General features: G+C 64.4%; 11 protein-coding genes. 9 read left to right on the forward strand and 2 right to left on the reverse strand.

Going from position 1 to position 23750, the window contains the following annotated elements:
- Positions 1 to 42: 42 nt before the first annotated feature.
- The gene (locus ACFWIW_RS08640; protein ID WP_378367855.1) at positions 43 to 564 is read right to left on the reverse strand and encodes a DUF6907 domain-containing protein; all 522 of its coding nucleotides are present in this window, start codon (positions 562 to 564) and stop codon (positions 43 to 45) included.
- Positions 565 to 584: 20 nt separating this feature from the next.
- Entirely contained in the window at positions 585 to 1280 is a 696-nt protein-coding gene (locus ACFWIW_RS08645) for a hypothetical protein (RefSeq protein ID WP_378367856.1), read from the reverse strand.
- A gap of 451 nt (positions 1281 to 1731) precedes the next feature.
- Here ACFWIW_RS08645 and ACFWIW_RS08650 point away from each other — a divergent pair, with 451 nt between their 5' ends.
- The 9 genes from ACFWIW_RS08650 (at position 1732) to ACFWIW_RS08690 (ending at position 23609) form a co-directional block, all read left to right on the forward strand.
- Positions 1732 to 2103 carry a hypothetical protein gene (locus ACFWIW_RS08650; protein WP_378367857.1) on the forward strand — a complete coding sequence of 124 codons (372 nt, stop codon included), beginning with the start codon at positions 1732 to 1734 and terminating at the stop codon, positions 2101 to 2103.
- Between the two features lie 442 nt (positions 2104 to 2545).
- Positions 2546 to 3736 (forward strand): DUF262 domain-containing protein, encoded by a 1191-nt coding sequence (locus tag ACFWIW_RS08655; RefSeq protein ID WP_378367858.1) that lies wholly within the window; start codon positions 2546 to 2548, stop codon positions 3734 to 3736.
- Positions 3736 to 4857 carry a DUF3696 domain-containing protein gene (locus tag ACFWIW_RS08660; RefSeq protein ID WP_378367859.1) on the forward strand — a complete coding sequence of 374 codons (1122 nt, stop codon included), beginning with the start codon at positions 3736 to 3738 and terminating at the stop codon, positions 4855 to 4857. Before ACFWIW_RS08655 ends, ACFWIW_RS08660 begins: the two co-directional genes overlap by 1 nt.
- Positions 4858 to 4878: 21 nt before the next feature.
- Positions 4879 to 5787 carry a hypothetical protein gene (locus tag ACFWIW_RS08665; RefSeq protein WP_378367860.1) on the forward strand — a complete coding sequence of 303 codons (909 nt, stop codon included), beginning with the start codon at positions 4879 to 4881 and terminating at the stop codon, positions 5785 to 5787.
- A gap of 39 nt (positions 5788 to 5826) precedes the next feature.
- Entirely contained in the window at positions 5827 to 6876 is a 1050-nt protein-coding gene (locus tag ACFWIW_RS08670; protein ID WP_378367861.1) for a serine/threonine-protein kinase, read from the forward strand.
- Between the two features lie 92 nt (positions 6877 to 6968).
- The gene (locus ACFWIW_RS08675; RefSeq protein ID WP_378367862.1) at positions 6969 to 9788 is read left to right on the forward strand and encodes an SNF2-related protein; all 2820 of its coding nucleotides are present in this window, start codon (positions 6969 to 6971) and stop codon (positions 9786 to 9788) included.
- Entirely contained in the window at positions 9785 to 14920 is a 5136-nt protein-coding gene (locus ACFWIW_RS08680) for a class I SAM-dependent DNA methyltransferase (RefSeq protein ID WP_378367863.1), read from the forward strand. Before ACFWIW_RS08675 ends, ACFWIW_RS08680 begins: the two co-directional genes overlap by 4 nt.
- The gene (locus ACFWIW_RS08685) at positions 14917 to 21429 is read left to right on the forward strand and encodes a DEAD/DEAH box helicase (RefSeq protein ID WP_378368047.1); all 6513 of its coding nucleotides are present in this window, start codon (positions 14917 to 14919) and stop codon (positions 21427 to 21429) included. Before ACFWIW_RS08680 ends, ACFWIW_RS08685 begins: the two co-directional genes overlap by 4 nt.
- Positions 21426 to 23609, forward strand: a complete 2184-nt coding sequence (locus ACFWIW_RS08690; RefSeq protein WP_378367864.1) for a UvrD-helicase domain-containing protein — start codon at positions 21426 to 21428, stop codon at positions 23607 to 23609. Before ACFWIW_RS08685 ends, ACFWIW_RS08690 begins: the two co-directional genes overlap by 4 nt.
- Positions 23610 to 23750: the final 141 nt, after the last annotated feature.

The raw sequence follows: 23750 nt of genomic DNA on the forward strand, positions 1-23750 counted from the left end.
GAGGGCACCGACAGTTCCGGTTGCGCCCCTCCGGGCGCCTGGTCAGCACGCTTTTGCCGCCGCCAGCGGGGCTGCTTGCCGCTCGGTCATGTCGGCGGCGGAGCTCAGTGTTGCGGCGAGTTCCCGAGTTTCGGCCGGAGTCATGTACCAGCCCTGGTTGGTTTCGCCCTTCCCGCACCAGATACGCGGCTCGGTTTCACGCACACCCTGGACAAGGTGCACGGTCGCGTACTCGGGTTGGTATGACAGGCCGCTGCCCATCTCGTTGCCGTCTTCCAGCACAAGGGGGACATTGCCCGTCCACTCCGACATGTGATGGCGGTCGCTGCCTCGATCATGATCGCTGTGCCACCTGGAGCCACACCACCAGGGGCATGGCGGGGTTAGCCAGAAGACGGAATCCGTACAGACGCGCGCGTGCTCGTCCGCGCAAACGACGAGGTCCGCGCCATCGAGGCTCTGCGGACTGAGCGGGACACGTCCGCAGCGGGCGCAGGTGGTCCCTGCCTTCTGCGCTTCACTCAGCGTGGCGATCTTCGCGGGAGGGAAGTTTGAGATGCTCATGACGACGGCTCCCGGGTGTGTCATGCCGCGGGACGGCCTGTGGTCAGATAACCGGCGAGATGGCGCGTTGCCGAGTCCAGTTGACATGACACCTGGTACCGGCTGATGCCAAGACGTTCCGCGGCCGCCGAGCGCTCGTCGTGATCCAGAAGCACATCGGACACCAGATCCGCTTGCACGGGGGTCACCGCGCCCTCGAGCATCGCGCCGGCCAGGACAAGATCCGGATGTCCGGCGGCCGGACTCGGACTGACGACGGTGTCGTCGAGTTCGGAACGGGACATCGCGAGCCGCGTCTCGCGATTGCACGCTTCATGCGCGCGGCGGAACGCGGCCCAGTAGAGCTGCGCGTACACCTTCGGAGCTCCGTCGTCGGCGAGGTCCAATGCTTGCAGGAAGCCTTCGAGGATCTCGGAATCCAGGTCATTCCGGTCACCGGGATAACGTGCCCGGAGCTTGCCGCCGATGTGCTTCAGACCAGGCATCATCATGGCGGCGGCCACGATGATCCATGGGTCAGGCGTCGCATGCGCCCGCCTTACGAGGTCCTGCCATACTGCGTCCTTGGTGACCCAGCTCGTCTGCCGCTTGAGGAGCAGCACTCGCACCTCGTCAACGGGTTTGGCTTCGGCGGGAAGACCGCAGCCGAGCGCCGCGCAGTCGAGCGTCAACGCTCGGGGGCCGTCGGCCAATGCCAGGAACTGTCGTTCGATCACGTCCAAGTCCGACGGGGAGTATGTCATTGTGGGGCCTTTCGGGGTCGGAGGCAGTCTCACTCCCCAAATCGCCTCCGGGGGCACCGTATGCAAATGATTCACCGCATCGAGTGGCATGTCGGTTCTTGCAAGGTGAGAATCTTCAGGTTGGAGGAGGGGTGCTGGGTAGCACGATCAGCCCGCAAGGAGAGGACTGCGCCGAGCAGGTGATCGTCATCCGCGCACTGGCTGTCCTCTTGGCTCCGGCGTATCGTCCACCGAAGCGTCGCCTGTGAGACCCGCGAAACCAAGAACAAGCCTTGGCCTACGGACAAGCCAGGGCGCAGTAACATCACGACTCTGGCGAACCGTCGGCGACTCCTGACCAATACTGACCATGCGCTTGACAGTGACTCTGCTCGCCCTACTCGCCCTCGTGGCGGGTTGTCGCACGAGTACTCCAGGAGTGACCGTGCAATTCGACGAGGGTCTCGAGAAAACGATCGGCGACCTCGCCAGGTCAGGCGGTTCACGGCCGCTCAAGGAACTGGCGCCTGGTGATTGGACGTCGGTGTACATCCTCATCGGTCCCGCTTCGGGTGCGCGAATCGAACGCGAACTCGGACGGCCCGTCACCGTCGAGGGCGACGGCACGCACAGTGGGGACTATGTCCAGGGCGGCAATCTGCTGGTGTTCGACCGAGGCGGAGCCGCCACGCGGATGGTCAGCCTCGGTAATCTCGCCGCTCTCGGTGAAGGGAAATACCGGGCGGACGTGGTGTTGTGGGCACAGGGTGGCGCCATCACGTTGACCGACCCGGACGGGCGTCCCGCGGGCCGTTGAAACGGGCCGGACAACGGTGACGACGACTTGCTCGATCAGGTCTGAAACGAAGGGCCTTTGCCTTCGGTGACGTCAACGAGATGGTGTTGGACCGGCGAGTTCAACAGACCTGCGGCTGCATGACCTGTAACGACCGGGATGCCCGCAGCGTTCCATATCCGGTAGTCCGCCATCGGCAACGGGTGGATGACCGGGTAGGCGGAACAGGACGAAAGTCGATGTAGGAGCGATATGCGGGCATCAACTCCTGCTCAGGAGGATACGCCGATCAGCAGGGTGCCGTACCCGCTTCTCATGGCTTCGCGCCGCGTGCTTGCGCGCGTCCGGCGCCTGCGGTGATGGACAAAGACCTTGAGCAGGTGCACCCGTGTACTTGTGACGATCTACGATAGGCTGTGATCGGTTGAACGTTCTGGCCAGGTCGGGGAGATGGCGTGAGGACATGACGGACGAGTTGTACACGGGTGGGCAGTTCGCATTCCCGTATGACGTCAGGGTGGAACCGGACTCCAGTGGACGCAACTCGGACGTCGAGCTGATCTCCGAGGATTCAGGCGGGTGGATCAAGGAACCTTTCGACCCGGAGAAGATCGACGTAGTCACCCGTACTCCCACCGTATCGTTGCTCCTGTCTCGGATCAGGCGTGGCAGCATTGATCTCGCGCCGGATTTTCAGCGGCATGCCGGTATCTGGAACTCTGTGAACCAGAGTCGACTGATTGAGTCTTTGCTGCTGCGTATACCCTTGCCGACCTTCTATGCGGCCGAGACGGACGACGAACGCTGGGCGATTGTTGACGGGATTCAGCGGCTCACCACGATCTGCCGTTTTGTCGATCCTGAAGCTGTGGGTCTGGGCGCCTTGAAGCTGAGCGGTCTGGACTACCTCGACAAGCTAAATGGGTATACGTTCCAAGATCTACCTGGGCGGCTTAAGACGCGGCTGGAGGAGACTGAGGTCGTTCTGCATTTGATCCGCCGGGGAACTCCGGAAGAGGTCAAGTTCAACATTTTCGCCCGTATCAATACGGGTGGAGTCCCGCTCTCCCAGCAGGAGTTGCGCCATGCGTTGATTCCTGGAAAGGCTCGGGGGTTACTTGGAGAGCTTGCTGAATCGAAGTCCTTTATCGACGCCACTTTGGGTAGCGTTGCGACCGGACGTATGGCGGATCGGGAGATGGTTCTCCGGTTCATTGCATTCCATCGAGCCAATCTTCTTGAGTACAAATCGCAGGAGTTTGATCGCTTTCTCAGGGAATCGATGAGCGAGGTGAACGAGGCCTCCGACGACGAGATCGGTAGCGTCGAGGCTGACTTTCATAAGGCTATGACGGCTGCGCATGACATTTTCGGAAAGCATGCATTTCGTAAGCAGCGCGAGGGTCAGTCTGGTCGATACCCGATAAACAAGGCGCTCTTCGAGACTGTTGCCGTGAACTTGGCGAGCCGTACGCCTTTCCAGTTGGACGAATTGCGCAGGCGTCGTTCGGAGGTCAATGTGGCCATGATCGGGTTGTTCGCCGACAATAAATTCGAGACGGCGATTTCCGTTGGCACCGGAGATGTCGCCAAGATTCGACTTCGATTTGCTGCGGTAGATGAACTTTTCGGTAGATATGATGGAAGTCGCTGATGCTGAAACAGCTTGATCTGCGCAACTTCAAGGCCTTCGCCGAAGTTTCGATCCCGCTCGGCGGCTTGACGTTGCTGACCGGCCTGAACTCGTCGGGCAAGAGCACGGCTCTGCAAGCGCTGGCCCTGCTGCGGCAGTCGTTCGATGCCGGAGTTCTCGTCCCCGAAGACTCGGGAAGCGGTTTCCTGCTCAATGGAGACCTTGTCGAGCTGGGTGTCGGCCGTGACGTCCGGCATGAGGAGTGGGTGCCCACCGAGTTCGCCGAAGGCGCGATCGAGGTAGCTCTGCGGGACGGGGGCGGCAGTTGGCGTTGGGCAGCGTCCTATGGCACCGAAGAAGACCTGTTGCCGCTGGTCAGTGGTCCAAGGGTCGACGAACTTCACGATCTGTCGATCTTCGGAACGTCGTTCCAATACCTGCGCGCCGACCGGATCAACCCGGCGGTCAGCTACCCGCGCTCGCACGATGTCGCCATCCGGCGGGGATTCCTGGGTGCGCGCGGCGAACACACTGTCAACTATCTGCGTCATCATCAGGACGACGTTGTGGCTTCACCTCTGCTGCACCCCGAAGCTGCTTCCGATACGTTGCTTCGACAGGTCGAGGCATGGCTCGGGCACTTGTGTCCTGGGGTGAATCTGCTGGCGACCGGCATCGACGGAACCGACACGGTGCGGCTGGCGTTCAGCTTCGGCACCGCCGGGTTGTCCTCATCCAACCCTTACCGTCCGACGAACGTCGGCTACGGCTTGACCTATGTGCTGCCGATCATCGTCGCCTGCCTGACCGCACAGCCAGGCGGATTGATCCTGCTGGAGAACCCTGAAGCCCACCTGCACCCACGTGGCCAGTCCGCGATGGCACGGCTCGCGGCGCAGGCTGTGGCCGCGGGCGCGCAGCTCATCATCGAGTCGCACAGTGACCACGTCCTCAATGGCCTTCGAGTGGCGGTCAAGCAGGGACTTCTCCCTGCTGACGACGTTACCCTGCACTATTTCCAGCCCGGTCGGGAGCAGAAGCGAATCGAGACTCCCAAAGTCGGCGCGGACGGCACTTTGTCCGACTGGCCTGCCGGGTTCTTCGACGAATGGGACCGCTCGCTCGATGAACTGATCGACTGACGAACCGACCGGGGGAGCGACATGTCGACCTGGCTGTGCCTTAATGAGTTGTCTTGTGCCACGGTGCTGCAAGCCGATCAAGTGGACAAGGCGATGCGTGAGTTCGTCGGCGCGCTCAAGCAAGCCCGTGTCGTGCGGCCCGGCAGCGTGCTGCTCAGCCCCGAGCGACTGCCGTCGGTGGAGCTCGCGGCTGGATATCCGATGGCCAGGTGGGCCAACGACGCCCGGAACAAGGATCTGTGGCGACTGATCCGGAGCATGCAGGCTCGTGCTCCGGTCACCTTCGATGAGCTTTCCCCACCGGAGGACGAGCTGGAGTATCTGCACAAGGGGCGGGCGGCGCGCGGCCTCGGGGTCGCGCACTTGGTCGAGGGCCTGGCCGTGAGTCTGCCGACCGAACCGGACTGGCTGGCCGAGCGGGTCACGATGACTCGGAACATGCTGGTCACTGACGGTGATTTGGCTGAGGATCAGGTCGATATTCCGCACGCGTCCGCACAGAACCACGTCCTGGTGCACGAGTCGTGGCTGGCCAGGGGCGGGCTGACCTCGATCGGCACCGGGAGCGCGCTGTGGGAAGCGCGTGCGGAGTACTTTCCGTCCCTGAACTTCCTGCCCAGGGTCGAGGACGATCTTGGTCGGCTGCCTGCCGACTGGCTGGTCCCCGTGCGCACCCGGCTGATCGAGATCCAAGAGGCGCTGGCTGCCTGGACGCCTCGGAACGAGGCGGTACCTCTGTGGCGCAGCAAGATCACGACGGAGCACGAGCAGCGTAGAAGGCTGTGCGAGTTCACCGATCTCGATGGGGAGGTCCGCGTCTTCGATATGCACGCGAGGTTCACGCCGCGTGCCGGCAGGCTGCATTTCCGCCTTCGTCGTGAGGAACAAGCGGCCACAGTCGCCTACATCGGGTCGAAGCTGGGCGTGTGATCTGGCAGCCTTGACCTTCCCAGTGACTTGAGGAGCGCTTTGACCGCGGACGAAACCGGCATACCGGCCATCATCGGGCCCTACCGGATAGCCGAGCTGCTCGGTGAAGGCGGTATGGGTGTCGTCTACCTGGGGATTTCACCCGCCGGTGAGCAGGTCGCGGTCAAGCAGATCCGCGTCCTCGATTTCGATGCCGAGGACAGGGCACGCTTCGCTCTCGAGATGGAAGCGCTGAAGACGGTGTTCGGCAGCCGCACGGCGTCCTTCGTCGAGGGGGATGCCGAAGCGGAACGGCCGTGGCTGGCGATGGAGTACGTCCCTGGGGCGACACTGCGGTCCTGGGTAGCCGACCATGGTGTGCTCCGGCCCGCCATGGTCGCGATCATGGGTGCGGTGCTAGCGGAAGGGCTTACCAGCATCCACCAGGCCGGTCTGCTGCACCGTGATCTCAAACCGCATAACATTGTTCTCGCCGCGGACGGCCCCAAGGTCATCGACTTCGGCCTGGCGTTGCTGAACGCGGCGAAGGTCGCGCAAGCTGAGGACTCGGGCAGGATCTCGCGCCCTGGCACGATCCTCGGTTCGCTCGTGTGCATGGCGCCTGAGCAGGTACAGCAGGCGCCGCTGACGGCCGCGGCGGATGTCTTCGGCCTCGGTGCGACGCTGCTCTTCGCAGCCACCGGGCATTATCCGTTCACCAACGCGAAGACCCAGTTCGACCTCATGCGCAAGATCGAGTCTCCCCGCGAACTTCCGGATCTGAGTGGCCTGAACTCCGAACTGGTGGCACCGATCGCGGCGATGCTCGCGCACGACCCCGCAGACCGCCCAGTCCTCAAAGCAGCCGGGGACATGCTGCTGGACGTCGTCGACCGGGCCGGGTTGAGTCCGCTCGAGGCTCGGGACCAGCTCCGCAGTACTACCGCCGCGGGTGTCGCACGGCGGACCGAGATCGTGGAACCCCCCGTCTCGGCTCCGAAACCGAGACGTGAAGTGAGTGCCGTGGTTAGCGCGTCGGTGGTGCCGGAAGGTGCAGCCCTCGCGGCGCGCCGTCTGAGGGCGGCGTATGCCAGTGGGCCGGTCCTGTGATCGGTGCGGTCGGCCTGCTTCGACCGGGTAACTTTTTCCGATCATGAGCGACTAGACCTGTGACGGTGTGTCAGGGGAGCGAGGGGTTTCAGGTGGCGACTGGCCGGCACAAGGACGGGATCGCGCCAGGTGCGCAGCTGTTGATCCGGGAGGAAGTCTGGCTCGTCCGAGCGGTGACCCCTACCACGCACGACGGCGACAAGATCGTGGCCGTCGGTATGAGCGGGATAGTCCGCGATCAGGAAGGCGTCTTCTTCACCAAGGTCGAGACCGGCATTCAGGTTCTTCGACCGGAAGAAACCGTCGTCGTCGAGGACACCAGCGAGAATTTCAGGACCAGCAGGTTGTTCCTGGAAGCCGTGCTGCGGAAGACGCCGTTGCCGCAGTCCGAGCGCGGTCTCGCCATGACGGACAAGTTCGTTCTCAAGCGCAATCCCTACCAGCAGCGGCCCGCCGAGCTCGCCTTGTCGGGGCTGCGTCCGCGTGTGCTCATCGCCGACGTGGTCGGGCTCGGGAAGACACTGGAGATCGGGCTGACCTTGGCGGAACTGATCCGGCGCGGTCGCGGAGAACGAATACTCGTCGTCACTCCGCAGCAGGTGTTGGAGCAGTTCCAGCGTGAGCTGTGGACACGTTTTTCCGTGCCGCTGATCCGGCTCGATTCACTCGGGATCCAGCGGATCCAGCGGGAGATCCCGGCAGGCCGGAACCCCTTTACCTACTACAAGCGCGTGATCATCTCGATCGACACGCTCAAACACATCGGCCACTACCGGCATCACCTGCAGAACATCCACTGGGACGCGGTGGTCATCGACGAGTCGCACAACCTCATGGGCGGGCGGAACCTGCGGGCGCAGCTCGCGAAGGAACTCGCACCCCGCACTGACGCTTTGCTCCTCGCCAGCGCTACCCCCCACAACGGTGACCGGCGCTCGTTCGCCGACCTGATCGATCTCCTGGACCCCGCCGCCATCGCGGACCGGGACAAGTACAAACGTGAGCAGATTTCCCATCTCTATATTCGCCGGACCAAGATCAGCCCCGAGGTCCGAGACCACATCCAAGGCAGCTGGGCCGACCGTGGCCCGTCGCAGCCCTTGCGGTGTAAGGCGTCTGAGCCTGAGGAGAAGGTGTTCGCCGAACTTGCCCGGCATTGGCTCGATCCGGAGGCCTCGCCCGCGAGTGGCAAGGATGGCAGGTTGTTCCCGTTCAACCTGCTGAAGTCCTTTCTGTCGTCGCACCGCGCGCTCGTCGAGACCGCCGCGACCAGGATCAAGACGCTGACGAGTGGCGACGCGAACCTGGCCGCGGGTTCGGCGGCGGAGATCGAGAGAGCCGCCTTGGAGCGCCTGCGGGATCTCGCTGACGCCATCACCGATGACGAGTCGGCCAAGCTGACCGGGCTGGTGGACAAGCTCGTGGAGATCGGTGTCGGTCCTGGAAAAGAGACCCGTGTCGTGGTGTTCTCGGAGCGCGTCCCGACTTTGAAGTGGCTGGCGAAGGTGGTGCCCGCGAAGCTCGGGTTCAGCGCCAAAGCTGCGGCTGACGTGGTGCGCGTGATGCACGGCGGTGTTTCGGATCAGAAAGAGCAGGAGATCATCGAGGAGTTCGGGCTCGCGTCAAGCTCGGTCCGGCTGCTGTTGACCGGGGACGTGGCTTCCGAAGGTGTCAACTTGCACAGGCAATGCCACCACTTGATCCACTACGACCTGCCCTGGAGTCTGATCCGGATCGAACAGCGCAACGGTCGTATCGACCGGTTCGGCCAGCTCCGGGAGCCCCAGTTCACGGCACTGGTCTTGACCTCGGCGGTACCGGGCGCGAAGGACGACACGACGGTCGCGGAGAAGCTTCTCGCACGCGAGGCTGCGGCTCACGCGAGCTTGGGCACCGCGGAGACCGTCACCGGGCTCTACGACGCACGGCTCGAAGAGGACCGGCTGACCAAGGACCTGCTGCTGGGCAAGCCGGTCGAGGAACGCCTGGCGGAACCGACCTCGGACGATCTGCTCGCGGACCTGCTCGCCCCAGCGGGCGCGACGGTCGTGGCGGCACCGCCGAAACAGGTCGTGCTTCCGACGCTGTTCGAAAGCACCGAAAGCTTCGTGACGGATGCCGTCCGTGACCTGTATGGCTCACGTAACGACCTGGAGATCAGGCGTGAGGGCGACCGCTACGAGATCTTCGCGCTCACGCCTCCTGACGATCTCCTGCGACGACTGAAGGTATTGCCACCGGCGGTGCTGAAGTCGCAGAGGATGCACGAGCGGCTGCGGATCACCTTCGATCAGCGGACCGCGCAAGAGCATCTCGACAAGGCGCACGCTCGCGACAGTGCATGGCCGACAGTCGGCTTCGCCAGCGATCTGCACCCGTTCGTCGAGTGGCTGGTGGACAAGGTCCTGGTGCGGGTCGGCAGGCTGGAGGCCCCGGTCCTCCGGGCGAATGTGGACCAGCCGACGTTCCTGGTGCAGGGGATCTATTCCAACGCACTGGGCAAGCCGACCGTAGTGGAGTGGATGGCGGTGAGCGGGCTCCCCAGCTCTCCCGTGGTGCGCTCGATGTTCGACGCGCTAGCGACGGCCGGGGTCGGGCCGACGATGCCGAACCCGCTGGACAGTGGTGACCTCTCGCATTTGCAGGCGCTGGTTCCAGCGGCCGTCTCAGCCGCCCGCGAGGAGCTGGAAGTCCGGCGAGAAAGCTATTCGCGCGAGATCGAGAAGCCACTGGAGGTGCATCTGGCCAGGCTTGAGAGCTGGAAGCAGCTGAGCCTGTTCGACGACAGTTCCGCCAGGCGGCGGGAGAAGGTCACCGGGACGGTGGACGAGCAAGAAGAGCTGGTCCGTGCGATGCGGACGTCCGGGGCACCGTTCGTCCGGCTGCTCGCAGTGCTGGAGGGGCGGCCATGACCTTCGATTCCCTGCTGAACGCGGGCGAGTACCTGTCGGCGCACTACCTCGCCGAAGTGTTCCCCAAAGAGCTTAAACGCACCAGGCTCGCCGCGTGGACGGCTTCGGAGAAGTCGGGTGTGAAAAGCCCGCGGACGAGTTTGCGCGGGGCTCGTGAGCCCTACTTCGCGGCGCGCGCCGTACTCGCCGAGGACGAGGCCACCGCGACCGTCCGCCGACGGCGACTCGACCAGCTCCACGTCGACCTGCTGGCCGCGCTCGGTTTTGCCGAGGCGGCCGAGGCGCGGCGCGGGACGATCACAGTCGAGCACAGCGGTGTCGAACACTCGGTGTCGGTCTTGTCCGCCGAACACGACGTGGTGGTCGTGGAATGCGGCTGGACGACCGACTTGGACGCCGCTCTCGACCCGGCCGACGCCGGAATCCTGCGTGACCCGGTGGAGTTGCCGGCAGGGAAACAGATCACGTCGGGCAGTGATCTCACGTTGTTCCTGTTCGGAACGACCGACGCCCCACGCTATGTCGTCCTTCTCGCCGGTGCCGTCGTGGTGCTGGCCGATAGGTACGCGTGGGGTGAAGGTCGTTACCTCGCGGTGAATCTCGACGTCGCGTTCGGCCGCAACGACACGTCCGCCGGTGGCGAACTCGATACGATCGCCGCGTTGTTCTCGGCGGAGTCGCTGCGTCCGTCGGCCGATGCAGAGGGCAGCCCGCTGGCCTCCCTTGTCGAGCTTTCGAACAAGCACGCCGTGGCGGTGTCCGCCGAGCTTCGCGTGGGGCTGCAGCGCTCGGTCGAACTGATCGCGAGCGAGGTGTTGGCGCGGCTACGCGAGCAAGACGTGGACCCGGCCGAGATCGACGAGCCGAGGGCACTGGCGAAAACCCTCGCCCGGCAATCGCTGAGGTACCTCTACCGGATCCTGTTCCTGTTGTATGCCGAGGCCCGGCCGGAGCTGGGTGTCCTGCCATCGGACTATCCGGAGTACGCCGAGGGTTACGGCATGGGCAGGCTGGGCGAACTCGTCACACACCCGTTGACGGACGAGGCCGCGGGCGCCGGATTCCATTTGCACGAATCGCTGGATCTCTTGTTCCGTCTGGTGAACAAGGGCTATCGGGCCCGCCCGATGGCTGAGCGAGCGCCGGCACTCGGCGACGACGACAAGCGATCGGACGACGAGGGAATCCGGTTCGAGCAGCTCAACTCCGACCTGTTCGCGCCGGAACGCACGAAGCTGATCGGTTCGGCCGAGTACGACGACGCCGACGATCGCCGGGTGGTGGTCGACACCCGACTGCGCAACAAATGCCTGCACGAGGTCTTGCGGCTGCTCATGCTGAGCAAGGGGCGTAAGGGCGAGCGCGGCGGGTTCATCTCCTACGCGCAGCTCGGTATCAACCAGCTCGGCGCGGTGTACGAGGGCCTGATGTCGTATACCGGTTTCATCGCGGAACAGGAGTTGTACGAAGTCGCCAAGGGCGGCGATCCGGCTGACGGCAGCTGGATGGTTCCCGCGGACAAGGCCGACCAGTTCTCGGACAATGTGTTCGTGCACCGCGTCAACGAGGAGACCGGGATCCCGCTGCGTGTCCGCTATCCGGCGGGCGCGTTCGTCTACCGGCTGGCCGGGCGGGACAGGCAGACCAGCGCCTCTTACTACACCCCGGAATCGCTGACCAAGATCACCGTTCAGCTCGCGCTGGAACACCGGATCGCCGAAGCGGGCGAAGTCCGGGCGCGGGATATCCTGGACTGGACGATTTGCGAGCCGGCACTGGGATCCGGCGCGTTCCTGAACGAAGCGATCAATCAGGTCGCGGCGGAGTATCTGCGCCGTCGCGCGGAAGAACGCAAGGAACAGGTCCCACCGCACGAGTACGAAGACCGGCTGCGTGAGGTCAAGGCCTACATCGCCCTCCACAACAGCTATGGCGTCGACCTCAACCCCATTGCGGTCGAGCTGGCCGAGGTGTCGCTCTGGCTCAACGTCATGCATTCGGGGTTGCAGGCCCCCTGGTTCGGTCTGCATCTGCGGTGGGGCAACTCGCTGATCGGAGCGAGCAGGCGGTACTACACTCCCGGTCAGGTCAAGGCCGGGAACTGGGCGAAGGCGAAGGAGCCGGAGCAGCCGACGGAACTGCCGTTCCGCGACGGCGAATTGCCCGATGGTGCCGTGCACCAGTTCTTGCTACCCGCCGCGGGCTGGGGAGCGGTCGCAGCGAAGGTCAACGCGCTGGAATTCGCGCGAGACGACACGACGCGGCTCCGCGCGTGGCGGACGTCGATGCGGCACAAGCCGACGCCGGCGCAAGTCAAGCGGCTTCAGGGTCTCGCCGGCCGGGTTGAACTCCTGTGGGAGCAGGTGATCGTTCGCCTGCGGATCTCGCAGCGGGAGATCTCCCGGCATATTCCCGTGTGGGGTGTCGACGAAAACGACCTGCCACATCCTCAGGAAGCCGTGCACCGGGACAAGGTGCTTGACGACCTGCAGGCTCCCGGCTCGCCGTACTGGCGACTCAAGAAACTCATGGACACGTGGTGTGCCCTGTGGTTCTGGCCGGTGCAACGTACGGCTCTGCTCGATGGCGGCGCTCCCGAGTACGAGACGGCCAAGATGGTCGCCGCTCGCTCTGCGGAGCTGCGGGCTAAACCGGATTCCGATGCCACCCCCGGCATGGGTGCGGCGACCGGCCCAATGCGGCAGTTCGCCCTTCCCGGCCTCGGCGTGGCCGAACAGACATCGATCTTCGACGAACCCGATGAGGTCGAGGTGCAGCCGGCTCCTCGGCGGCGGGGAGGTAAGGGATGGTCAGCGGGTGCACCCGCGCGCCGCAGGGAAGCGATCCCTCTGTCCACAATGGATGACTGGCTGGATTTCGCCGAGTCATTGCTCGGTTCCGCTGATCTCACGTTCGAAGAAGGCACGCTTTTCAGTGAGCCGAAGCGACTGCTGTCCGAGCTGGACGCGCGAGAAGACGCACTGCGCAACCTGATGAACATGGAGGAGCCGCACCGGATCATCCAGCGGTATCCGTGGTTCACGACCGTCGAGAGCGTCGCCGAGGAGCATGGTTTCTTCCACTGGGAACTGGACTTCGCGCATGTCTTCGCGAGCGAGGCGGGCGGCTTCGATCTGCAGTTGGGTAACCCGCCCTGGGTGCGGCCGAGGTGGGAGGAAGACGCGGTCCTCGCGGAGTTCGACCCATGGTTCAAGCTCGCCGAGCGACCCGCGCCCGAGGTGCGGGCCGAGCGTAAGTCTGAGCTGCTGGCCAATCAAACGGCTGCTGACTTCGTGCTCTCCGAGTTGACGAGGAATGTCGGCATGGTCGACACCCTCGGTTCACCCGTCATGTATCCGCTCGTCGCAGGTACTCAGCCGGATCTGTACCGGGCCTTCATGTGTCGGACGTGGGCGCATGTCGGCCGATCGGGGACGATCGGCATGATCCACCCCGACACCCATTTCGGTGGGGTGAAGGAAGGGCCCCTGCGGGCGGAGGCATACCGGCATCTGCGGGTGCACGGTCACTTTGTCAACGTCTCGAAATGGGCGTTTTCTGACCTCAGCGACCGGCAGGAGTTCGGTATCCACGTATACGGAGCTCGGCAGGGGATCGGTTTCAAGCACCTCAGCCAGCTTCACGATGTCAGCGTGTTGCGTGACTCCTTGATTCACGACGGTGTCGGAGACCTGCCAGGGCAGAAGCACTTGGGTGCGTGGGACACACGCCCGCATTCGGCACGGATCGTCGAGGTCGACGAGGTGAAGCTGGCGGATTGGCGGGCACTGGCCGGCGCGGATTCGGTGGCACCGGTACCGGAAACACCCCTGTTGTACCCGATTACCACCGCTGAACAAAGTGCGATCTCGGCGTTGTCTCGAACTTCGCGTCGAGTCGGGGACTATAGACCTGAGATTTCTCGTGGTTACGATGAAGCCAACGGAAAGAAGCTGGGCTACATCAAGTGGGAGATCGCGACGCCTCAGTCTTGGGACGAGGCAGTGCTACAGGGGCCGCACTTCGGTATCTCTACACCGTTGGCCAAGCAGCCGGATGAGGACCTGCGGAGCAACAATGACTGGACGGCTTGGGACCTGACGGCCATCCCTGAGGATGCGGTGCCGCGCACCGCTTACGCACGTGCGTGTGATCGGCAACGGTACGAGGGTGCTCAAGATCGATGGGTGGACCACCGGCGGCTCGACGACCTCCGCAACTCGCCCGAAGCGGTACACGCGGCTTACACTGAGGTTGCAGCACATAGCGGTGGTGAGCCGACGAGTGAGGCAGTCGACGATTATCTGGTCGAGGTGGCCAAGCGGAAATACACCGACTTCTTTCGACTTGCCTGGCGGCGCATGATCGACCCGAAGGGATCGGAACGCAGCCTCTTCGCGTCGCTCATTCCTCCAGGTCCCGCACACGTTATTACTGTGCACAGTCTTGCGATGGCGTCGAATCGGGTGACCGTGAGAACCGCAGGTTTCTGGGCGTGTCTCCCCCTTGACTACTTGATTCGAGCAACGGGCAGACAAGATCTCACGCCGTACGATGCTAGAAAGATGCCAGCGCCAGAAGCAGGTCATCCGCTTGAGTCGGCGCTATTGCTGAGGACGTTGCGGTTGAACTGCCTAACGCATGCCTACCGTCCACTGTGGACTGAACTGTATGACCCGGGCTGGCAAAGCGCCGAGAGCTGGGCGATGGAGTGGCCGCGGCTGGCACCACTGTCCGACGTCGAAGACGAGTGGACCTGGGATAGCCCGTTGCGCACGGACTACGCGCGGCGAGCAGCCTTGGTCGAGCTCGACGCGCTGGTGGCGGTGTGGCTGGGGATCGAGGCCGACGAGCTGGTGGCCATCTACCAATCCCGCTACCCGATCCTGTCCGAACGCGAGGATCAGATGTACTTCGACGCCACCGGCCGCCGGATCGCGGCGAAGTCACATGCCTTCGGGTATGGACAGACCAAGGAGCATTACCAACAACTGGTTGCTCACCTGGAGGAAGGCGCGCCGCCGCCGGCGGGCTACACGGCGCCGTTCTACAAGGCCGATCGGCCCGCGGAGATGCGAGCAGCGCACGCGGTGTTCAGCAAGAGGCTCGCGGAAGCCAGGGGGCCCGCATGAAACCGACGCTGGCCGCCGACGAGCTTCGGCGCAACATCACCCAGTACTTGACCACCACCTTCGCGCTGGATGACGACGCGACCCGCGACGCGCTGGAGCAGTTCTTCAACGATCCTGCCGAGGGCATATTCCGCGGGCCGTACTTGCGCATCCGTACCCCATTCCGGCCGACCGACCTCGACTGGCGAAAGCATCTCGACTGGGCGCCCGCCGGATTTCGTCCCCACCAGCACCAGGCACGTGCCTTCGAGCGACTGTCCACATTGCACGGACCGGCCGAGCCGACGCTGGTCACCACCGGAACCGGGTCAGGCAAGACGGAATCGTTCCTGGTGCCGATCCTCGATCACTGCGCCCGTGCGCGACGGAACGGTGCGGGCAACGGCATCAAAGCGATCCTGCTCTACCCGATGAACGCCCTCGCGGGCGACCAGGCGGGCCGTATCGACAAGCGGTTGCAGGACCCGGCGCTCGCCGGCGTGACCGCGGGCCTCTACATCGGCGACACACCGGAAACGAAGTTCGCGCGAGTGCTCAACTCCCGTACCGAGATCCGCCGTGTCCGGCCGGATATCCTCATCACGAACTACAAGATGCTCGACCTGCTGTTGCAGCGGATGGATGATCTCCGGCTGTGGGACGACGCCGACATCAACTACGTCGTACTCGACGAGTTCCATACCTACGACGGCGCCCAGGGCACCGACGTGGCGATGCTGTTACGGAGGCTCGCTTCCGCAACCGGCACCAGCAGGCCGGACGCCCCGCTCGGCGACATCTGCCCGGTGGCGACGTCGGCCACCGTCGGCGGCGACGGCACCGATACTGAGACCCGGACGGAGTTGCTCGAAGTCGCGGGCCGGGTGTTCGGCACATCATTCACCGATTCGAGCATCGTGGGCGAAGACAGGCTCACGGTCGACGAGTTCATCGACGACATCGACGTCACGCTTCCCGTGTCGAGCCCGCGCGAGCTAGCCGGCGCGCCCGACCCTGCGCGCGACCCGGAGGCGCTCGCCGAAATCGCGAAGATCGTCCTCGGTGAGGCGATCACCGATCCGGCTGACCTGGGTGGCAAGCTCAAACAACACATTCTCACTTACGCTGTCCTGCAGGTGCTGTCCGGGGGACCGGCCACTGTGGACACTGTACTGGCCGGGCTTCCGAAAAACGGCGCCTATGCCTGGGGAACCGAGACTCGTACCCATCCGAAGGCGGCTGCGATCGCGCTCTCGCGGTTCATCGGTCTTTTGTCGCACGCGCGCGACCCGCAAGCGCCGGACCGGCCACTGCTGCACGTCGATGCGCACTTGTGGGTCCGTTCGGTCAGCAGACTGCTGCGGCGGATCACCGCCGAACCCGGATTTCACTGGTTCGGCGAGGCGAACCAGCACGACAACGGCGGCCACACGGTGATCGACGTGGTTCCCGGCGATGACGCGCGTACGGAGCGAGTCAGCCGTCCGAGTGGCTATCTGCCTGCCGTGTACTGCCGTCATTGCGGACGGTCCGGCTGGATGGCGCTTTCACCCGAGAGCGACCCGGCCGAACTGATCACCGAAGCGGACCGCGTTTACCGTGCCGCTTTCACTGACGACAAGCGTCGTCGTCGCGCGCTGATCCACGCCTCCTTCGCGGAGGCCGAGCGACGCGCGGCCGGGGCGGACGTCCCCGTGTTGCTGCTGGAAGCTGACGGCGCCCGAGTTCGCCCGCTCAAACAAGCCGACGTCGAAGCGAAAGCACTGGATGGTGTTTTCGTGCTGGCGGACCTGCGCAACGACAAGGCCGCCGACGACGCCGCCGCACAAGACCGATGCCCTGGCTGTGGACTTGACAACGGCATCCGGTTCCTTGGTTCCGGACTCGCTTCGCTGGTCTCGGTCGCGGTTACGGATCTGTTCACATCGAACGGCTTGGAGCGCGGCGAGCGGAAGACATTGATCTTCTCCGACTCCGTGCAGGACGCGGCGCATCGCGCTGGTTTCGTCGCGGATCGCGCCTATACGTTCTCGCTGCGGGTACTGCTCACCAGCAGGCTGGTCGAGGGCCGAGCCATCGCCCTCAACGACCTTATCGCCGACGTCATCGAGGCCGCCGCGGACGACTTCGACGACGATTCGTACACACTGGCCGCGGTGGTCCCGCCCGACGTGCGCGATTTGCCTGGCGTATCCGATTTGCTGGCCGGTGGCGCCGCGACCCAGGCGACGTGGGATCTGGTGGCCGAGCGGCTCGCGTTCGCCGCGATCTGCGAGTTCGGCGTGCGTTCCCGGCAGGGCCGGACGATCGAGCTCACCCGTACGGCAGCGGTCCACGTCGATATCGCGAATCCGGACGAGGTGGCGGCTCTCGCCCGTGACGTGCATCAGCGGCTCGGTGGCGATCTGACGATCGACGGGACACTGCCGCCGCTCGACGACTATCTGACGTTCGTGCACGGCGTGGCCCAGCGGATGCGCACCTCCGGCGCGATCAAACATCACTGGCTCGACCCGTATATCGACCAGACGGGGATGCGCAGGTGGCAGATCTGGGGTGGCCGCCCGACAGGGATGCCCGCCTTCCCCAACGGGGTCTCCGCACCGATCTTCCTCCTTGGCGATCGCAAGAGCAGGAGCCTGTTCGACGACGTGAGTTCGCCGAGTGGCTGGTTCGCGGACTGGGCGTCACGGTGCCTGAGAATTCCCAAGCCCCAGGCTGGCCGGTATCTCACGCAGCTGCTCCCAGCACTCGCAGATATCGGAGCTCTCGCCCGGCATTCGGCGCGGGACAACAGCATCATCTATGGATTCCGGCCCGGCCACGTACGGATCCAACTGCTGGGTGACGGCGAACTCGACCAAGCGAGTGTGGCCTGTGACGCCTGCGGCAGGCATCAGCCGCTGTTCCCCGGCCACGAACACGTCTGGCTGGGCAAATCCTGCCCGCGTTTCCGGTGCACGGGCGTCTTGACCGCGGAGGCCAAACCCGGGGCGGGCCGGGACTTCCAGTTCGACTACTACCGCCAGCTGTACCGCAGCGCGGAGCCTTATCAAGTGGTGGCCGCCGAACACACCGGCGTGCTCAACCGCGAGCAGCGCGAGCGCGTCGAGAAGGGATTCCGGGACAGGGTCAAGAACACGGATCCCAACGTGCTTTCCGCGACGCCCACCCTGGAACTCGGTATCGACATCGGCGATCTGTCGGCGGTGCTCCTTGCGTCGGTGCCCAGCAGCCCCGCGAACTACGTGCAACGGGCAGGCCGGGCTGGCCGCGCGACCGGCAACGCCTTGCTGCTTTCGTTCGTCGGTCGCCGGCCGCGCGAGCTCTACTACCTCGCCGAGCCGCTGGAGATGATCGCGGGCCGCATCGCCCCGCCGGGGTGCTACCTGTCCGCGGTCGAAATCCTCAAGCGGCAATACATCGCCCACCTCGTGGATCTCGCGGCGAGAGGACGGCTGCCGGATGTGCTGCCACTACCCGGCCAGGCGTCGCTGTTGTTCGGCGAGTCCGGCTGGCTGAGTGACTTCGCCGCGTCCGCGCTGGCCAACGCCCACGAGCTGGTCGAGCCGTTCCTCGCCCTGTTTCCGTCCGAACCTGACGACGAAACCGCCCGTCAGGCGCACGAGGCGGTACGGGAGTTCGCCGTGAGCGGGGTCCAGGTGCGGGCCGCCGAAATCGCGACGGTGTTCCAGGCCAAAATCGACGATCTCCAAGCCAAACTGGTCGCCATCCAGCGCGCTCGCGGCGGGCTGACCGCGGGTGACTCCGAACACGCCCAGCTCGCGCGGGAACTCGAGCGGGAACGCCGGGCGATCACCAGGCGGATCACCGAGCTGCAACGCCGCAAGGGCGCTCAGGAGTTCCTGGTCGAGTCGGGCATGTTGCCCAACTACGCTCTTGTCGACGATCCGGTCGAGCTGGAAGGCACGCTGTACTGGCAGGAGACCGACGCGAGCGGCGGGGTTAGGCACGACTCCGAGCTTCGGGAGTACACGCGTCCGGCCCAACTGGCCTTGACCGAGCTGGCGCCAGGGAACACGTTCTATGTCAACGGCTACAAACATCACATCACCGGTCTCGATCTGGGCTCGCCAGGCCGCGAGCACTGGCGGCACTGGAGGTTGTGCCCGAACTGCGGGTACGCCCGGACCTTCAACGCTCTCGAAGACACGTCGGCGTGTGAGCGCTGCAAGAGTCCCGCCATCGCGGACGCGGGCTGCCTGCATAAGGTGCTTGCGCCGCGCCGAGTCAGCGCTCGTGACCGGCGCGACAACGCACGGGTCAGCGACGATTCCGACGACCGCGACCGCATGTACTACGAGGTCGCCACGACGGTCGACATCGCGCCGCAGGACATCGCCCCAGGTTCCTGGCGGCGTCGGGGCATGGCCTTTGGCGTCGACTACGCGGGAAAGGCGAGCATCCGGCGGTTCAATCTCGGCCGGAAGCGGTTCGACGTGCTGCCCTCAGGGACGGTTGCGGGGGAGCAGGTCAGGATCACCGGCTTCGGCGTGTGCACCATCTGCGGTTTCGCGACCGCCGACGATCCCGGCGGGACGCCGCAAACACACACAGGGGAGAGCAGCGGAACCTCGATCGCGAACAATCCGCATCGTCCGTGGTGCCGTCGCAAACGTGACCCGGACTCCGGTTCGGACGAACGCGTCGTACTCGTCCACGATCTGACCACCGAAGCGATCCGGATCCTTCTTCCCGCCGTCACGACCTTGGTGGACGAGCGGCGGGCGTCCTTCACCGCGGCGCTGCTCGCGGGAGTCGCCGCACACTACCGTGGCGAGCCGGACCATTTGCGGATCGTTCCGGCATCGATGCCGGATCAGGAGACCGGCGAACGCCGTCGTTTCCTTGTGCTGTACGACAGCCTGCCAGGGGGCACCGGGTATCTTCACCGCCTGTCGAAAGCCGAAGATTTCGCCGCTGTGCTCCGCTCGGCCCGCGCGATTATCAAATCGTGTCCTTGCCGGGCCGATGGGAAGCGCGCCTGCCATCGGTGCCTGCTGAGCCGGGTTCCCGATGAGGATCATCCGTTCGTCGACGCCAAGCTGGCGTTCAACCTGATCGGCGAACTTCTCGGAGAAGGCAAGTTCTCCACAGACGAGATCGAGACCGTCGCCGAGATCCCGCTGGTGGATCAGGTGGAAAGCGAACTCGAAGATCAGTTCCTCAACGCTCTGACGACCTGGTGCGCGGACCCGGCAAGCCCTGGCACCATCGCGAGCAGGGTGTCCGTCGCGAACAAGGAGATACTCGACCTCCGAATCGACGCTCCCGTGACGGCGCAGGTGATCCACTGGCAGGTCGAGCTGCACAAGAACCTGCGCGACCAGATTCCAGACGTGATGTTCACCCGACTCGACGGCGCTCCGCTGAAAGTCGCCGTGTATCTCGACGGGCTCAGCTGGCACGCGAGTGTCAAACACAACCGGATCGCGACCGATGCCGCGAAACGGATGCGGCTGCGCGCTGACGGCATGTTCGTCTTCCAGCTGACCTGGGACGACGTCGTGCGGTGGAGCAGTGGGGAGCAACGGGAATGGCAGCCCTACCTCGCGACAGCGCAGCAGACCGCCAGGAGCCACTACCAGCGGTCGGGTGGGCGCGGCGCCGACTTGGACGATTTCATCTGGACCAATCCGGTGCGCTCCTTGCTGGCGTTCTTGTCCGAGCCCGACCCGCAAGGCTGGCGGCAGCTCGCCGAAGCGGCCCTGGCCGGCCTGCTCGCTCACGATCCGTCGGCACGAGAGATCATCACGACCGATTCGGCCGGAGCAGACGAACGGATCGAAGCCGCGCTCGAAGGCGTGTCGATGCCCGCGTCCGCTGCTGGTGACATCACGATCGTGCGGCATTCCGATGTGGATGGCGGACGTATTGTTTTCGCGGTCGACCGAAGAGGCCCTGCCGCGGTGTTCAGCGGATTCACCGTGCTGGCCGACGACCCGCGTTCAGTCGGTGCCGCGGACCACCGGCCACGATGGGCGAGCTGGCTACGGTGGGGGGACCTCCTGCAATTCCTCAACGTGGGGCCAGGAGACGGAATTCAGCTCGCGGCCAGTGATCTGACGCTGGCCTGCTCCGAAGATCTGGCGATCAGTGATGGGACAGGCGCCTACGCCGTACTACGCGCCGAGGATTCCGCACGTGACGTCGATTTCGATTCCACCGTCGACATGAGGTGGCCCGGTGTCATGGCCGAACTCGCTCCTGACGATGTCGAGCTCCATGACCTGGCACGAACCCTCGCCGCTCATGCGGTCCCCAGGCCGGAGGTGGGGTACGAGCTGGGGTCGGCCGGGTGGGTCGCGGAAATGGCGTGGCCGGACAGAAAGGTCGCGGTGTTCATCGACGTCATCGGCCCGGAGGAAGCTCGTCGGCGCGACACCGCCTACGCTTCGGCCGGGTGGAAGGCCAAGCTGGTCCGAGAGTGGCCGTTGGACGGCTTGATCAGCTTGCTCGGAGAGTCTGATGTGGATGGTCGAGCTTTGGAAAAGGGAGAAGAGCTATGAGCGGTCAGGCGGCGGCCGCGGTCACGTTGAGGATGCTCGACAAGGCTGACAAAGAGATCGAAAAGATGGATCGCTCCACCAAAGGGGCGATTTATGACTTTCTGAAGAAATTTCGACGCGACCCGGCCACTCATGGTCTGCGGTTCAAGAGGTTGTCCGGGTCGCCATTGTTCTCGGCGAGGGTCACCAAAGACTACCGGGCGATCATCAGTCACATCAGAGACAGTGAGTGGCTGCTGCTGACGGTGGCGCACCGTGGCGAATCCTATGAAAACCTTGAGATGCTCGAGCGGCTCGCGAATGAGTTCGCCTACAGTGTCAACCCGGTCACCGGTGGCATCGAGTTCGTGGACATAGTCGCCGTCGAGAGCAGTATCGGAATCCAGCGGTCGAAAGTCCCGCGGCCGACGGTGGACCATCCATTGTTCAGTTCGTGTACGCCGGCCCAATTGATCGAACTCGGCGTCGCGGAAGCGCTCGTGCCGATCGTCGTCAAGCTGACCAGCGAGGAAGAACTGCTCGGGCTGGCGGAATACGCTCCGAGTCTGACCGGTGAGATCCTGCTCGCCTTGTACGACGGAATGTCGATCGATGATGTCAGAAAGAACATCGTCGCGCCGCAGGCGGTCGAGGACGCGGTCGATCCCGACGATTTCGCCAGTGCGCTCGATCGACCCGCCACGCAGGTGACGACCGACGACAAGGCGTTGGAAACCGCACTGCAAGGAGACTTCCCGCATTGGAAGATCTTCTTGCATCCCACGCAGCGCAAACTGGTCACCCGCGACTACAGCGGGCCCGCCAGGGTCTCCGGTGGCCCCGGGACCGGAAAGACCGTTGTCGCGTTGCATCGGGTGTGTCACCTCGCCGCCCAGCTTCCGCCGGGTGATGACAGGCCTATCCTCTTCACCACGTTCACGCGGAACCTGGCAGAAGATCTGCGGCGGAAACTAATGGATCTGGGTGGGCCCGAAGTCGCCCAACGTGTCGATGTGGTCAACATCAGCAAGCTCGCTAGGCGGGTCGTCGACGCCACCGATACATTCGCCCGACGGAACGTGATCACTGACCAGCAAGCACTCGCCGAATGGCGGGCCCTGGTGGCCGAAACGGGAACGACGGGATGGGACGCCGACTTTCTCGCCGAGGAATGGTCGCAAGTGATCCTGGGACAAGCCCTCAACTCCTTCTCTGAATACGCGCAGGTGAGGCGAGCGGGTCGGGGGCGCAGGCTCACCAGGGCCGACCGCAAGGACGTCTGGCAGCTCGCTGAACAGTTCGGCAAACGGCTGGATGACCGAAACTGGACCACGCACAACGCCACCGCGGCGTACGCGGCGCGGCTGGAGGCCGAACGAGCCGCTCGTCTCCGTGCCGGTGCGTCCGGCGACTTCCGCTACCGCCACGTGGTGGTCGACGAAGCGCAGGACCTCCATGGCGCACATTGGAAGATGCTGCGATCCATGGTCCCGGAGGACCGGAACGACATCTTTTGTGCCGGGGACACCCATCAGCGAATCTACGACAATGTCGTCAGCCTGGGCAGCCTTGGTGTCAATATTCGGGGCCGGTCGTCGAAGCTGACTCTGAACTACCGGACCAGCAGGCAGATTCTCAGCTCGGCGATGGCGATCATGAAGGGGCAGAGCTACGACGACCTCGACGGCGGCATTGACGGGCTTGACGGGTACCGCTCGGTGCTGGACGGTCCGGTGCCGTCATTCCAGGGATTCGCGACCGAAGCGGCCGAACTCGATGCTGTTGTCGCTCGGCTGGGCGAGTGGTCTGTTGTCAGCCGAATGGAAGATCTCGCGGTGTGCGTTCCAACCCGAGATCTCGTCGCTCGGCTCTCGATAATGTTGGCAGACGCGGGTATTTCATCGGTTGAGCTGACTTCGGATGGACCTAAGGGAACTGAAGGTGTCTCCATCGGCACAATGCATAGATTCAAGGGACTTGAGTTTCAGCGGATTGTCATCGCAGGTGCCGCCGAGGGTTTGCTCCCCCGCACGAGCGTCGACAGGATGCGCACCGCGGACCCGGCTCGGTTTCAGCGGCAGATTCAACGGGACCGCTCGCTACTGTTTGTGGCAGCTACTCGGGCACGGGATCAGCTGGCGGTCTTCTGGCATGGCAGTCCCAGCCGTTTCTTGACCACTTTGTCGAAAGATCCTGCGTGAGCAAGCTTACTCAGCTGGGTACCTTCTCAACAAAAGATGAGGTGGAGACGGCCGGGGCCGGGGGGGGGGGCTCCTGGGCGAGGAGGCATTGGCACAGCAGCGGCGTGATGAGAGTCAGAGCGGTATGCCGCGGCTTGGCCA

Origin of the sequence: Amycolatopsis sp. NPDC058340, assembly GCF_042723975.1 — a bacterium.
In the GTDB taxonomy this organism is placed as follows: Bacteria; Actinomycetota; Actinomycetes; order Mycobacteriales; family Pseudonocardiaceae; genus Amycolatopsis.